The organism is Natronomonas sp. CBA1123, from assembly GCF_009741925.1.
Taxonomy (GTDB): Archaea; Halobacteriota; Halobacteria; order Halobacteriales; family Haloarculaceae; genus Natronomonas.
The window spans coordinates 116,312-131,097 of sequence record NZ_WPCC01000003.1 but is presented as its reverse complement, the minus strand read 5'-3'; the positions used below and the strand labels follow the sequence as shown (position 1 = coordinate 131,097).

The following is a 14,786-nucleotide window of genomic DNA, read 5'->3' as shown; positions in this document are numbered from 1 at the left end:
AACTAGCGTCAGCGAGTGGATTACCGAAAAGCGAGAAGAGCGTACCCTCCATGACTGGATACAGGATCTGGGCCCGTTCGTCATGCTGTTCGGGTTGATGATTATCTTCACGTTCACGACGGAGCAATTTTTCACCGAAGGGAATCTGCTCGACAACGTCGCGAAGAACGCCGTCACGCTGCTCTTGGTATCACTGGCAGGGACCTTCCCGATCCTCCAGCAGAGTATCGACCTCTCGGTCGAATCCATTGTGCTGCTGACGGGCGTCGCGACCGTCGTTCTGATCACGGAGTTCGGCTTGGGCCTGCTGGCAATCCCGCTTGCCATCGGCGTCGGGATGCTCGCCGGCTTGTTCAACGGCATCGTCTTCACGAAGCTCAAGGTGCCCTCGTTCCTCGTCACACTCGGAACGCTCTCGGTGCTGGCCGGGGTCGGGAAGATTATCACTGGCGGCTCTACCATCACCTTCCGGAATCCCGCCATCAGAACCATCTCGACCGGGGACGTTCTCGGTATCCCCAACCTCGTGCTCTGGGGGCTGCTCATCTACGTTGGCACCATCATCTTAGCCTTCCGGACGAAGTTCGGCCGCTACTGCTTCGCGCTGGGCGAGAACGAGCGCGTCGTAGAGCTAGCCGGCGCGAAGGTTGACCGCTACAAGATCTACCCCTTCGTGCTGTCGGGGCTGCTCTGTGGTACCGCCGGCGTCCTGCTGACGCTCCGCATCTCGTCAGCCTCGCCGAACATCGGGAGTGGGCTCTTACTACCCAGCATCGCCGCCATCGTCATGGGCGGGACGGCGCTGACCGGCGGCGTCGGCGGTCCCCACCGGACCATTCTGGGTGTACTCGTCATCGCGGTTCTGAACAACGGCATGAACCTACTCGGGGTCGACTCGTTCGTCCAGGAAATCATCCTTGGGCTCGTGGTCGTCGCGGCGGTGGCGATGTCCATCGACCGTGAAAAGATCGACGTGGTGAAGTAACGGGGTACGAACACACCCCAACCGTCTGTCCTACGGGAATACTTCTTTGACGTACGCAGCAACCATAGATTTCTTCGACGCAGGCAGCAACCGCAGAAACGAACGTCCGTAGAGCGTTGCCGTCAGTCCGCCGATACCGGGTCGTCGTCGACCACGGCGTCCGGGACGGTTCCGTCTTCGTTCCAGTCACGCTGGGCGTAGTACTCCTCGAGTGCGGCTTCGAATCCCGGAAGCTCGTACGGAAGGGTATCATCAGCACGATCGATACCGCGCTGGTTGTTGAAATGTCGCTCCAGTTCGACGACCCGTTCACCGACCGAGAGCAGCGTCCCGTACTCCTCATCGAACAGCGCCTCGAACCGCTCGGGCGTCATGAACGACCGGGCGAATCGACAGACGATACCACAGTCCTCCATGGCACGGGCGTTCTCCTGCTCGATGACGAACTCGGGCTTCCCGTCGAGGCCACTCTGTGGGAGGGCTTCGTCGTTCGGGACGAGGGGGTACTCCCAGGTGTACATGGTGGTGAACATGTGGTCGGCACCGCGCGTGGCCACGGCGTAGGACAATCCCTGCCCGTGGAGCTTCCGACCGTCGTGCGCCGCGAACGACAGGCCCTTAACGGTCCAGTTGTCGACGCCCAGCTCGTCGTGGAAGCGGTCGATGCCTTCGGCGAGGAGATCGCCCTCTCCTTCGCGATGGGCAATCTTCTCGACGGTCTCGAAGATTAGTTCGGTGTTCCCGAACTCGTCGTTCGCTGCGAGGTAGGCGGCAACGGCGTTGCCACAGGAGATAGTGTCCATCCCGTAGCGGTCACACAACTCGTTTGACTGCATCACGTCGACGACGTCGTCGACATCGCAGTTCGAGCCGAAGGCCATCACCGTCTCGTACTCCGGCCCCTCGGTCTCGATTCCACGCTCTTCGTCTCTCGTCGGGAGTTTACAGGCGAACGCACACGACGAACAGGTTCCTTTCTTGTACTTCTTCGACCCGACAGCTTCGCCGTTGATTCCCTCGACGCCTTCGTAGGACAGCTCCGAGAAGTACCGGGTCGGGAGCGCCTTGACCTGATTGGCGAGGTCGGTGACGTTGGTCGTTCCCTGTTCTTTCATCAGGCTATCGCTCGTCGCTGCCTCGCGGTGGATATCCATCTGAATCGAATCGATATCGCTCGTTCGACGGGAGTCTCCCTCGAAGGTAATCGCTTTGACGTTCTTCGCGCCCAGTACCGCACCGAGACCCCCGCGTCCGAACGCGCGGCTCTCGGTGGTCATGATCGAAGCGAATCGAACGAGATTCTCGCCGGCCGGCCCGATACAGGCCGTGTGTTCCTCGCTCAAGCCGTGTTCGTCGGCCATATACTCGGTGACCTCAGGGACCGTCGCACCGTCCAATTCGGGGACGGCCTCGAATTCGACGCCCTCGTCGCTCACGTGGAGAGCCACCAACTCGTCGCTCTCCCCGGTGATTTCGACGGCACCGTATCCCGTATCGGCGACGTTTCGTGATATGAACCCGCCGGCGTTCGAGGAGAGCAGGCCACCGGTCAGCGGCGAGACGCCGGTGCAGTTGGTTCGGCCGGTAAAGCTCATGTTCGAGGTCTGCATCGGGCCGGTGGTGAAAAACAGGCTGTTCTCGTGACCCAGGGGGTCGGCATCGAACGGAATCCGCTCGTGGGCGAGTCGTGTGGCGACGCCACGGCCACCGATGAACGATTCCAGCACGTCAGCGATGTCCGTCGTCCGGGTGTCGTGCGCACCCACGTCTACGGTCAGGAGTGGTCCTTTTACGTGCAGCATACGATTCGGTATCGTCTTGGTCCACATTAAGCGTTCTCACTAGCAAGACCGAGTGTCGAAAAACGCCCGTACGTCTCGGTTACGCCGTGAAACCGCCGTCCATCACGAGGTTGTGACCGGTAACGAAGGACGACTGGTCGCTGGCGAGAAACAGCGCCGCGTCGGCGACCTCTTCGGGCTGGCCGGCCCGTCCCAGCGGTGTCTGCTCCAAGATGCCGCCGGCGGTTTCGCCGTCCTCCATCGTCATCGCAGTCTCGATAAAGCCGGGGTTCAGTGCATTGACGCGGATGTCGTTCTCGCCGTGCTCGACGGCTAACTCCCGTGTAAGGTTCGTTACGCCACCTTTCGACGTACAGTACAACGAGGACTCGTCCAGGCCGCGGATGCCAGCGATGGACGACATGTTGATAATGACACCCCCGCCGTCTTGGTCGAGCATCTGCTGGATAGCGGCCTGACTCCCGAAGTAGACGCCCTTGAGGTTGATGTCCATCAGCCAGTCGTAGTCGTCTTCGTCTACCTCCTCGATGGGGCGTTGTCGTTCGACGCCAGCGTTGTTGATCATGATGTCCAGCGAACCGTAGGCGTCGACGGTCGCTGAGACGGCGGCCCGTAGGTCCGAGGCGGAACTGACGTCGCACTCGACGTACTGTGCCTCGCCACCTGCCGCCGTGATGAGTTCGTGGGTCGGCTCGCCGCCCATCCGCGGGTCGTCGCGGATGTCCGCGACCGTGACACTCGCCCCTTCCTCAGCGAACAGCCGCGCGATGGCACGACCGTTCCCCGAGGACGCCCCCGTTACTAGCGCAGCCTTACCGCTCAATTTTCCTGCCATGATACTGCGTGGTAACTTTCCACACATAAAGGTTGCCGCTCGACCGGGCGACAGAGAGTGCTGGCAGTTAGCGCCGGGCAACGTTCGCACAGACGTTTTTGATCTGCGTGTAGTTGTCGATAGCCTGAATGCCGTTCTCGCGGCCGATACCGCTCTGTTTGAAGCCACCGAACGGCGTTTCGTTGCCGCCCGCGTAGTACTCGTTGATGTATATCTGACCGGCGTCGACCTCGCGAGCGAAGCGATGGGCACGCCCGCCGTTCTCGGTGTAGACGCCGGCCGCGAGGCCGTAGTCGGTGTCGTTGGCGAGTTCGATGGCCTCGTCCTCGTCGGCGAAGGTCGTGACCGTCAGGACGGGGCCGAAGATTTCCTCCTGGGCGATGCGTGTGTCCATCGGCACGTCATCGAAGATCGTCGGTTCGACGAAGTAGCCGTCCCGGTCGATCCGGTTCCCACCGGTCACGGGGGCGCCGACCTCTTCCCGACCGATCTCGAGGTAGCTCGTGACCTTCTCCAGATGGTCCTCGGAGACGAGTGGCCCCATATCGCTGTCCTCGATACCGGGACCCACGTCGAGCGACTCCGTCCGCTCGATTAGTTCGGCGACGAACGACTCGTGGATATCTTCCTGGACGAGCAGCCGGGACCCGGCCGAGCAGACCTGCCCGGCGTTCGTGAAGATACCCGTCAGTACCCCCTCGATGGCCGCGTCCCAGTCGGCGTCAGCGAAGACGACGTTGGGGCTCTTCCCGCCGAGTTCGAGATGCGTCTCGGTGACGTTCTCGACGGCCTTTTTCGCGACCGCCGTCCCAGTCGGTCCCGAACCGGTGAAGGTGATGCTGTTCACGTCCGGATGACCGGTGAGTGCGGCTCCGGCCTCGTCACCGTCGCCCGGAACCACGTTGATGAGCCCGTCGGGCAAGCCGGCCTCGGTCGCGATTCGAGCCACTTCGAGCGCGCCGAGCGGCGTCTCTTCGGCGGGTTTGACGACGGCGGCGTTGCCGGCCGCGAGTGCCGGGGCGACGCTGCGCGCGAAGAGGTATATCGGCGTGTTCCAAGGCACGATGTGGCCGGTGACCCCGAGCGGTTCTCGGACTGTGTAGTCGACGTACTCCTCGGAAAGCGGAATCGATTCGCCCTGTACCTTGTCGGTGACGCCTGCGTAGTACTCGAAGTGGCGGGCACAGCGCTCGACCTGTCCGCTGGACTCCTCGAACGGTTTGCCGTTTTCGAGCGTTTCGATTCGGGCGAGTCGGTCCTTGTCCTCGCGGATGGCGTTCGCGATAGCCGTCAACACGCGGGTCCGGTCCTTCGGCGGGCGACGGTGCCACGACTCGAAGGCTTCACGGGCGGACTCGACGGCGTTGTCAACGTCGTCGGCCGTCGCCATCGCGACTGCGGCGAGTTCTGATTCGGTCGCGGGGTCGACAATCGTCAGCCGCTCCTCGCGTCCGGACGGTCGCTCGGCCCCGTCGATCCACAGGTCGTACTGGTCGCTACTCGCAGTGTCTGCGTTCTCGGACATCGGCGTTCGAATCGAACACACTATCTCGACAAATAGCTTGTGCGTCGATGTATCCGACCAATCGCGGGCCGGAAACGGAACGAGACCCATCCGAAGATTTATTACCCACTCAGAGAAACCATACGATGCTATGTTAGAGAGTGGCGCACTAGTCGTTGATTCAGTTTCACACTGTTTCAACCATACGGAGGAGAACCGGAAACACCCACACGCCGAGCGCTGGGACAGGGAAACGTTCGAGCTGGGCGAGCAACTGCAACCCGAGGAGTACGTCCATCCCAAAGAAGTCTTTTTCCGCGACCACTCGGTCGAGGAACTCGAGCGGCTACTGTTCCTCGAGAGTCAGGTCGATTATACGAACTATCACTCTCTACCACTCGACGACTACTTCCACGATGGCCTGGTCGCCCGCGACAAGGGGTTCGAACTGCGTGACCGCAATCCCGACCGCGTTTCGATGTACGTCGACATCAACCCGCTCGACGACGACGCGGTCGAGCAGGTCGAGTACTACGTCAAGGAGAAGGACGTCGAGGGAATCAAGCTCTATCCCGCCCGCTACCAGAACGGCCAGGACCTCTCACTGCAGTTGAACGAGGACTGTGTCCGTCCGGTACTGGAGAAGGCCGCCGACCTCGACGTAACCTCCGTCGGAATCCACAAGTTCATTCCATTCGCGACCGCTCCCGTCCGGTACTTCCGGATGGGCGACGTCGAGGACGCCGCCAACGCCTTCCCCGAGCTCAACTTCGAGGTCATCCACGCCGGCTTCTCGTTCCTCGAAGAGACCGTGTTCGCGATGGCGAGCCACGAGAACGTCTACGCGAACCTCGAGAACACCATCCACATGGCCTGCTCACGCCCCAGGAAGTTCGCCCGCTCGCTGGGTGAGATGCTGTACTGGGCCGGGCCGGACCGCATCGTCTTCTCCGGCGGGTCGACCGCACTGCACCCGCAGGCGGCCATCGAATCGTTCTGGGACTTCGAGATTCCGGAGGACATGCGCGCCGGAAACGACTACCCCGAACTCACCGACGAGATCAAGGAGAAAGTCCTCGGAAAGAACGCCCTTCGGCTCCTCGACAAGGACCCCGAGCAGGTCAAGAAGGACATCGAGGGCGACAAGTGGGACCAGTTACGCCAAGAACGCAAGGAGACGGGTGAGTTCCCGGCCGAACCGTGGTCGACCTACGACACACCTGCATAACCATGAGCATCTACGACACAGACACGGACCCCGAGGCCGACCTCGGCCACGTCACCCCCGATACCGAGTTCGATAATGACCTCGCGACGGCCGTCAAGGCCCAACTCCGAGAGGTACTGGATCCATGTAGCTGCATGAGCGATCACCCCATCGACATCGTCGACCTCGGACTCGTCGATGACATCACGGTCGACGAGGCGGCCAGCGAGGCACGCATCGACATCCTGCTGACCTCACAGCGGTGCATGTACGTCATCGATATAACCGACGAAATCCGCGAGCGGGTCGAATCCCTCGACGGTATCGAGTCGGCCGACGTCCACCAGGTGACCAGCGGGAAGGTGTGGACCGCCGAACGGATGTCCGAACAGCAGCGGGCCGAACGCCGCGAGCGATTCGATGAGCGCATCGAAGCCGCCGACATCACCCCCTACGCCGAACGGTCCGACTGAGCCATGACGCTCCAGATACTAGTGCCGGTCGACGACTCGCCGCAGGCGATGGCTGCAGTCGAACACGCCGTCACGCACTATGCCGACGCCGACATCACGCTGCTTACCGTCATCGAGTACACGGAAAAGAAGACCAGTCTCGTTCGCGGGGGCCGCGGCCGCGAGGAAGGTTGGTACGCCGCCGAACGCGAGGCTGCCCGATCCCTTCTCGACGAAGCCACCGACCTCGCAACCGAACACGGTGTCGAGGTCGATACCGTCGTCGAAGACGGCAGTCCGTCGGCGAAGATCCTCGAAGCGGTGGACGAGCTCGACACCGACATCGTCGTGATGGGGTTCCGAAAACGGAGTCCGACGGGGAAGGCCCTCTTCGGGTCGACCGCACAGGACGTCCTGCTCTCCGTAGCGTGTCCAGTCGTTACTGTCCCTGCGCCAGCCGACTGATGCCTATCGACACCCACTACCGGCATCTCACCGTCTGTCCCCGGTCGCCGCGTTTCGACATCGTCACGGCATCAGCTCGCGATAACGCTACCGAGCGTCTTCGAGTTCGTCGAGTACGTCGGGATTCTCGATGGAGGACATATCGCCTAGACTTTCGCCGGTGTAGGTCGCCTCGACGGCCCGTCGGATGATTTTCCCGACTGAGTTTTGGGGAACTCGTCGACGAACAGCACCTCCTGCGGCCCGAACGGTTTGCCGTGTTCCTCGCCGACCTTCGAACGGACCTCCTCGCGTAACTCGTCGCTTTTCTCGTAGCCTCCCTCGACGACTACGTACAGGACGACGGCGGTGCCGGTGATGTCGTCGGGAGCGCCGACGGCAGCGGCCTGATTGACAGCCTCGTGTTCCATCGCAGCACCTTCCATCTCGGCGGGGCCGACTTTGCGGCCGGCGACGTTGAGCGCGTCAATCGTCTGTTCGAGCAGTACCCAATAGTGCGTATTCGTAACGTAATACGCATGAGTACGTAAGCGTTTCAGGTTGTGAAAATTTTATATAATAAGGTCTGAGGAGTCGCCCGTCGATTAAGAGGACGCGACTACCAGTTCGATGGAGGTCGAAAACGCCTCGTTCTACGATTCATATGCATTGAGATAGCCAGTCTCAACTACTCTGCGGTCCGAGTGTATCTGGAGCCGAGGAGAGTGTCTTTGACCGTGTCCGACGTCACGAATGACCGTCCGAGGGTTCGTTCCCTGAGACCACCTCGTCGAGGAGTCGAACCCCGGTGAATCGTATCGCCGAATCGGCCACGGAACGGTCAATAACGGTCGGCGTGGGGTTTTAACTCGGGGCGGCGAGTTAGAGCGAACACGAGCCACGAGCATCATGAGCAGCGTCACATCCATGTCCGAGGCCGTTTCTTCGGCCATCGACGACGGCGACAGCGTGTATCTGGCCGGGTTTACCCACCTTATCCCGTTCGCGGCCGGGCACGAAATAATTCGACAGGAGTACAGCAACCTCACGATAGGCCGGGCCACTCCTGACCTCGTGTACGATCAAATGATAGCGGCCGGCTGTGTCGAGAAGGTAGTCTTTTCGTGGGCCGGTAACCCGGGCGTCGGAAGCCTCCACGCCTTCCGGCGAGCGGCCGAGGACGACGTTCCGAACGCCATCGAATTGGAGGAGTACACACACTTCGGAATGGCTACTCGTCTGTACGCCGGCGCGGTCGATCTTCCGTTCGTCCCGTTGAAGACCTTCGCGGGCTCGGACCTCCCGGACCACAACGACAACATCCGTCCCGTCGAGTCACCCTTCGGTGACGAAGAGGTCTACGCCGTCCCGCCACTGACGCCTGACGTGGCCGTCGTTCGGGCACAACGCGCCGACGAGGACGGTAACTGCCACCTCTGGGGCATCCACGGCGAGCAGAAGGAGGCGGCGCTCGCGGCTGATACCGTCATCCTCAGCGTCGAGGAACTCGTCGACACGGCGACCATCCGTAGCGACCCGAACCGAACGCTCGTCACCGGCGACGAGGTAGACTACGTGGTTAACTGCCCGTACGGCTCACATCCCTCCTACGCGCAGGGGTACTACGACCGCGATAACGAGGCGTATCTGAACTGGGACGAAACCGCCCGAACCGTTGAAGATACCGAAGCGTGGCTGGAAGAGTACGTCCACGGCGTCGCGGACCGCGAGGAGTACATCCGGAAGCTGTCGAGCGACCGTTTGCTCGATTTACAGGCCGGAAACAGCTACTCCGTGCCGGTCGATCTGGGGGGATCCTGATGGAGTATACCGACACGGAGCTGATGGTCACCGCCGCAGCCAATCGCCTTCGGGACGGTGACTCAGTGCTCGTCGGGATCGGCGTCCCGAACTTAGCCTGTAACCTCGCCAAGCGTACGCACGCGCCGGACCTGACGATGGTGTACGAGTCAGGAGTCATCGACGCCAACCCCTCGTCGCTACCGCTGTCGATCGGCGACCCGGTGCTCGTCTCCGGTGCGATGAATCTCGAGTCGCTCCACGGCGGGTTCAACTACTACCTCCAGGCCGGTCGGCTCGACGCTGGATTCCTCGGCGGCGCACAAATCGACCGCCATGGCAACATCAACTCGACAGTGATTGGGGACTACGAGGACCCCGACGTGCGCCTGCCAGGGAGCGGTGGGGCTTGCGAGATAGCCAGCAACGTCGAGCGGACACTGGTCGTCACGCCACACGACCGTCGCCGATTCCCCGAGAAGGTCGACTTCGTCACCTCGCCGGGATACCTCGACGGCGACGGCGAGCGAGAGGAACTCGGCCTCCGTGGCGGCCCCGCAGCCGTCATCACTGATATGGCGGTGATGGGCTTCGAGGACGGTGAGATGGTCGTCGAGTCCCTACACCCGGGCGTCGAGCGCTCGGCAGTTCAAGAGGCGACCGGCTGGGAGCTGCAGTTTTCCGACGACCTCACGACGACGCCGGTCCCCAGCGACGATACGCTACAACTCATCCGCGAGGAGTTGGACCCAGACGGGGTCTATCTCTGAGTTCGGTGAATTCGCTTTACGACGATTCGAGACGTGCTCCCACAGCGGCTGTCGAGGCGGAAAAGAACAGGGGAGCCGAGAGTGACTGCTACTTCTGGTTGACGGCAGCCCCGATTTCACGGAACCGTGGTAGTCCCGTCTGTGCCGCGATGAGGACTAGCGCGACGACGGCGGCCCCGATTCGCGGAACCGTCGCCGGCCAGACCATCGCGAAAATCCCGAGTGCCACGTAGAGACCGCGCGCCCCGTAGCTGAGCGGCGACGGGATGCCGAACGGTTTCGGAGCGCAGTTGAGCCCATGGGTGATGGCGACTGCTCCGAGCAGGACGATGAGACCGGATCCCGCAGTCCCGGCGTTGAATCCACCCGTCACGATTTCGGGGTTGTAGAGGAACGTGAACGGGAGGACGAACAACGGCATGCCGAGTTTCAGCGCCTCGAGCGCCGTGCGCCAGAAGTTCGAGCCCGCGATGCCCGTCGTCACTACCACAGCGATGGCAATCGGCGGTGTGATTCCCGAGAGGATGGCCGCGTAGAACACGAAGAAGTGAGCGGACAGCGGTGCCATTCCGAACTCGCCGGTAAACGTCGGTGCAATCAGCAATGCAACGATGGTGTAAGCGGCCACCGTCGCATGCCGAGTCCGAGCACCAAACAAACGATCATCGCGAAGATGCTCGTCAACAGCAGGACGCCGCCGGCGAGGCCGACCAGCGCCAGCGAGAGTTTGCCGGGCAGGCCCGTCGCGTTCAGCAGGTCGACGATGCCGTTGACCGCTGCGATGATGATGGCGATGGGTGCCATCGTAATCGCGCCGAATTTGAATCCGGAGACGGTGTTGTTCACCGCGTCTTTGAACGTCGCGACCGGAGCCATGTCGTCGCCGACGAAACTGAGGGCCAACGGAATCCCCGCACCGGTCAGCACCATGGTCGCACAGGTCAACAGCGCCGAATAAATGACCGTGTACCGGGCGATGCCTAGCGTGTACAGCAGTACAGCGAACGGTACACCGAACCGGACGAACTCGATAACCGGGTGGAACCCATCGTCGAGGTCCTCGATACGTGACTCGATGTCGATGCCACCCTCCGGCAGCTGCTTGATGGACATGTAGTGGACGCCCACGGCGACGGAGATGTAGAACACGAGCGCCGGGATGATACCCGCGATGAGGACGTCCACGTAGCCGATACCGCTGATGAGCGACGCCATGACGAACGCCGCGGCACCCATAACTGGTGGCATAATCTGACCACCCGAGGAGGCAACGGCCTCGATGCCGCCGGCCGATTCGCCCTTCATTCCGCTCTCCTGCATCAATGGAATGGTGAACGACCCGGTCATCGCGGCGTTTGCGGTTTGGGCGCCGTTAATCGAGCCGACGATGAGGCTCGAAATGACGGCCGACTGTGCTACCCCGGAACGAAGGTACTTTGCGGTCTTGAATGAAACCCGCATGATGAGGTCGAAGGCCCCGTACCCACGCATCAACCCGGCGTATAGCAGGAACAACGCGACCCACGCGGCAACGATTTGGGTGATGGAGCCGAAGAATCCGTCGAACTCCATCGTCAGCAGGTTGATAATTTGCTCGGCGGCGATGCCACTGTGGCCGAGCAAGCCGCCGACTCGGTTGCCGAAGTAGGCGTACAGTATCGACAGCACGACGACACCGGCGAAGGCCGCCCCGAACGCCCGATAGGTCAAGTAGAGGACGACGATGGCGAACACGCCACCGATGACGTACTCGTGTTGGAGTGCGTATCCGACACGCGTCGTTTCGAGTACCTGGTAGTTTAGCCAGACGTAGGCCGGGACGCTGACGCCAACGACGGCACAGAGCCACAACCCGAGTCGTTCGAGACGCTTATCGCTGTCCAGTTGGTGGAGTTCGTGGAGCACATATACGAGCAGCGCGGTTCCCAGGAAGACGGCGGCGTACTTCGCGCGTGGGGCTTTCTGGTTGACCGCGTACATCAGGACTCGTCCCCAAAAAACCAGTGCCGCGATGGTGACGAGGTTGTTCAGCAAGTGCTCTCGCTTGAACCCCAAGGGCGACCATACCGGCGGGTCACTCTGGGTTTCACTCATCCTCGACCTACATCTCTTCGCCGCGGGTGTACGCGCTCATGTCTACACCCTGCTCCTCTAGGTAGTCGTAGGGGCCCGGATGGACCGGGATGTCTTCGAGATACAGCGACGCCATGCTCTCGGCGTCACTGTGGTCGAGATACGCCGGTTGTCCTTCCTGGATAGCCGCAGCGTTCTCGTTGCTGATTTTCGCCAGCTCGTAGCCGACGTCGCGCGAAACGCTGCCGCCCAGCCAGAACTGGAAGTCGGCACCGTAAACGTCCATCTCGTTGGTCTCGAAGCTCTGCTGTTCCCAGCCGTAGGGCTCGATGGCCGAGTGGCTGGTCCCGCGTGTTCCGTTGACCCCTTCGATGAAGGAGTCGGTGAAGTCGACCAGTTGCAGGTCGGCACGGGCGTCGACCTCCGTCGCCCACCCTGCGAGGTTCGCGAACCCGGCACCGTAGGCGACCAGCGCGTCGACGTTCCCCTGCTCGATGAGACCAGCCACGTCTCCCGTTCCCGCATTGACGATGGAGTCAGTGTCCTGCAGTTCGCTCCACAGGCCCGTGTTCTTGAACACCGTCTCGGCTTGCTGGCGCAGGCCCCACTGCGGCGGGAGCGGCCAGAAGTTACTGCCGACGAGGTCGTCGGTCGTCTCGATGCCCGATCCGTTGAGCGACAGGATGTGCATGTGAAGCGGGGCAATCGAGAACATCTGGTGCGGGATGTTTTCGACCGGCCGCTCGCTGAACGGCGGTTCTTCCTGGACCGCCGACGCTAAAATGAAGTTCCCGCCAGTCATCGCCTGGACGTTACCCTGGCTGAACTGTCGGAGGCTTGGCGGGTCACCGCCGGTTTCCTGATTCTGCCAACGCAGTTCACCAGCCGGCTCCGTGTCAGCAGATTCCTCTCGCACGACACGCTGGAAGGAATTCGACGCCGCGCCAGTCGTGGTGCTTGCGGACGGAATGCCTACTGCGATACTCGTCGTACCGCCGCCACCGTTTCCGTTGCCGTTGCCGTTACCGTTGCCGGAATCTCCATTACCGTTGCCGTTACCATCGCCGTTCCCACCGACACAACCCGCCAGACCGGCGACACCTGCGGCACCCGTCAACTGAACGAATCGTCTCCTGTTAAGCCGTGTCATACAATACTCTAAGGAATGGGCTATCGGCTTAACCTTTGGGGAAAAATAGAGAGAATATTGTTAGGAATATTATGTTTGAGTCGGTTCGAATCAGCGCTCGGCGCCCATCCACTCGCTGGCCTGCGGTTCCGTCGGGTCAGTGGGGACTGCGATCAACGTCGGCCCGTCCGTGTCAAGAGCTTCCGTAAGCGCGTTCTTGATCGCTGCTGGACTCTCCGCGGTCGTGGCGTCGACGCCCATCCCTTCGGCGATGTCCGTAAACGAGAGCGGTGCGTCCACCCATCCATACGCCGTTTCCGACAGCCCGTAGGACCGCTCTGCCTCCTCGCTGATAATCGCATAGTCGTCGTTGGCGAACACGACAACGGTCACATCGAGGTTTTCGGCTGCCAGCGTGTGCAGTTCGTGAATACACATCATGAGGCCGCCATCGCCCGTCAACGCGACAACGTCGCTGTCCGGGTTGGCCACTTTCGCACCGATAGCCGACGGGAGCCCGGTGCCCATCGTCGCCCACGACCCGGGGTTCACGTACGAACGGGGGCCGAAGGCGGAAAAGGCGACCAGTGTCCAGATGCGAAACCCGCCAGCGTCGGCCGCGACCACGGTGTCTTTGGGTAGCGCCGACCGGACCGCACGCAGTGCAGCAGCGGAGGTAATCGGCGGTTCGTCATCGAGAAGGTCGTCGATTCGGTCATCGTCGGAATCGCGGGCCGTTCGCGCTCGCTCGGAGCCGTTTCGCTCTACGTCCGGGAGCTCCTCCGCCAGCGCCGAGAGCGTTGCGTCGGCGTCCGCGACCATGGCAAGCGCCGGGTCGTAGCCCGTGCCGATGTCGTCGGCATCGAGCGTAACGTGGACGAGATTGTCAGGCACATCGAGGCTCCAGTGCCCGGTCGTGACGGCGTCGAAGTCGGTGCCGACTCCCAGCGCCACGTCCGAGTCCGCCAACACGGCGGCCACTTCCGGACTCGTCCCGCCACAGAGAACGCCCGCCGAAAGCGGGTGGTCCTCTGGGATGGTCCCTTTGCCCTTGTACGTCGTCAAGACGGGTGCATCGAGGCGCTCCGCGACGGTGACGAGGGAGTCTGCCGCCTCCGAGGAGCGGACGCCACCGCCCGCGATGACGACCGGTTCGTCAGCCTCGGCGAGTAGGGCAGCGGCTTCGGTGACCGCGTCCGAGTCGGGTTGGGGTGGCGCAGACGAGTCCGCCGTCGGTGGTGCGGCCTGTGGTACGTCCATCCCGAGGAAGTTCTTGGGAATCCCGACGCGGACCGGCCCCTTCGGAGCCGTCTTAGCTGTCCGAATCGCCTCCGTGAGGGTAGCTACCGCCCCCTGTGGCTCCGCCACGAGGTAGTTCTCTTTCACGACGTTGTCATAGGTGTCCGGCGGCGTTTCGTGGATGCCGTCGCCACCTCGAACCTCGGGGTCGGTCTCGACGGCGATGTGGACCAGCGGTGTGCAGTCGTTGAGGGCGTTCTTGAGCCCGTTCATCGCGTTCATATCCCCTGGGCCTGGAATCACGACGGTTGCAGCGACCTCCCCACTTGTTTCAGCGTAGCCCCACGCGTTGTGGCTAACTGCCGTCTCGTGGCGCGCCATTATATACTCGATACCATGCTCTGCCATAGCCTCGTTCAGCGGAAGCGTCTGTTTTCCGGGGATGCCGAATACGGTCTCGACACCCTCCGCAGCGAGTCGCGCCACGACTTCGTTACCGACGGTCATGCAGCACCCTCCTGTGATAGTTCACAATCATCGAGTTCC

Annotated in this window: 11 protein-coding genes and 2 pseudogenes; 6 read left to right on the top strand and 7 right to left on the bottom strand. The window is 62.0% G+C overall.

What is annotated here, in order from left to right; all coding sequences use genetic code 11:
- Positions 1-82 precede the first annotated feature (82 nt).
- A complete protein-coding gene (locus GJ631_RS03045; RefSeq protein WP_156707752.1) occupies positions 83-985 on the top strand; it encodes an ABC transporter permease in 903 nt (300 codons plus the stop codon).
- A gap of 122 nt (positions 986-1,107) precedes the next feature.
- Here GJ631_RS03045 and GJ631_RS03040 read toward each other — a convergent pair whose 3' ends face one another.
- The 3 genes from GJ631_RS03040 to GJ631_RS03030 form a co-directional block, all read right to left on the bottom strand.
- Entirely contained in the window at positions 1,108-2,787 is a 1,680-nt protein-coding gene (locus tag GJ631_RS03040) for an aldehyde ferredoxin oxidoreductase family protein (protein WP_156707727.1), read from the bottom strand.
- Positions 2,788-2,866: 79 nt separating this feature from the next.
- Positions 2,867-3,622, bottom strand: coding sequence for an SDR family NAD(P)-dependent oxidoreductase (locus GJ631_RS03035; protein ID WP_156707726.1), 756 nt, complete (start codon positions 3,620-3,622; stop codon positions 2,867-2,869).
- Positions 3,623-3,689: 67 nt separating this feature from the next.
- Positions 3,690-5,147: an aldehyde dehydrogenase family protein gene (locus tag GJ631_RS03030; protein WP_156707725.1), complete on the bottom strand. Its 1,458-nt coding sequence runs from the start codon at positions 5,145-5,147 to the stop codon at positions 3,690-3,692.
- 130 nt (positions 5,148-5,277) lie between these two features.
- Between GJ631_RS03030 and GJ631_RS03025 the strand changes: the two genes are divergently transcribed.
- The 3 genes from GJ631_RS03025 to GJ631_RS03015 are packed head-to-tail and all read left to right on the top strand — an operon-like array spanning position 5,278 to position 7,250.
- Positions 5,278-6,354, top strand: coding sequence for an amidohydrolase family protein (locus GJ631_RS03025; protein ID WP_156707724.1), 1,077 nt, complete (start codon positions 5,278-5,280; stop codon positions 6,352-6,354).
- A gap of 2 nt (positions 6,355-6,356) precedes the next feature.
- The gene (locus GJ631_RS03020; RefSeq protein WP_156707723.1) at positions 6,357-6,806 is read left to right on the top strand and encodes a metal-sulfur cluster assembly factor; all 450 of its coding nucleotides are present in this window, start codon (positions 6,357-6,359) and stop codon (positions 6,804-6,806) included.
- A 3-nt stretch (positions 6,807-6,809) separates the two neighbouring features.
- Positions 6,810-7,250: a universal stress protein gene (locus GJ631_RS03015; RefSeq protein ID WP_156707722.1), complete on the top strand. Its 441-nt coding sequence runs from the start codon at positions 6,810-6,812 to the stop codon at positions 7,248-7,250.
- An 87-nt stretch (positions 7,251-7,337) separates the two neighbouring features.
- Here the strand turns inward: GJ631_RS03015 and GJ631_RS03010 are convergent.
- Positions 7,338-7,720 (bottom strand): annotated as a pseudogene (locus tag GJ631_RS03010) (acetyl-CoA synthetase); the annotation flags it as partial.
- 418 nt (positions 7,721-8,138) lie between these two features.
- On the opposite strand from GJ631_RS03010, the gene GJ631_RS03005 reads away from it, so the two are divergent.
- Both GJ631_RS03005 and GJ631_RS03000 read left to right on the top strand, forming a co-directional pair.
- Complete coding sequence (locus tag GJ631_RS03005; protein WP_197424777.1) at positions 8,139-9,050, top strand: CoA transferase subunit A; 912 nt, start codon at positions 8,139-8,141, stop codon at positions 9,048-9,050.
- On the top strand, positions 9,050-9,799 hold the full coding sequence (locus GJ631_RS03000; RefSeq protein ID WP_156707721.1) for a CoA-transferase subunit beta: 750 nt from the start codon (positions 9,050-9,052) through the stop codon (positions 9,797-9,799). The genes GJ631_RS03005 and GJ631_RS03000 overlap by 1 nt, the downstream gene beginning before the upstream one ends.
- Positions 9,800-9,887: 88 nt before the next feature.
- Here GJ631_RS03000 and GJ631_RS02995 read toward each other — a convergent pair.
- From GJ631_RS02995 to GJ631_RS02985, 3 genes and pseudogenes are all read right to left on the bottom strand, one after another.
- Positions 9,888-11,779, bottom strand: a pseudogene (locus GJ631_RS02995) (TRAP transporter permease).
- Between the two features lie 121 nt (positions 11,780-11,900).
- A complete protein-coding gene (locus GJ631_RS02990) occupies positions 11,901-13,022 on the bottom strand; it encodes a TAXI family TRAP transporter solute-binding subunit (RefSeq protein WP_156707720.1) in 1,122 nt (373 codons plus the stop codon).
- 90 nt (positions 13,023-13,112) lie between these two features.
- Positions 13,113-14,747: a thiamine pyrophosphate-binding protein gene (locus tag GJ631_RS02985; RefSeq protein ID WP_156707719.1), complete on the bottom strand. Its 1,635-nt coding sequence runs from the start codon at positions 14,745-14,747 to the stop codon at positions 13,113-13,115.
- Between the last annotated feature and the right edge of the window lie 39 nt (positions 14,748-14,786).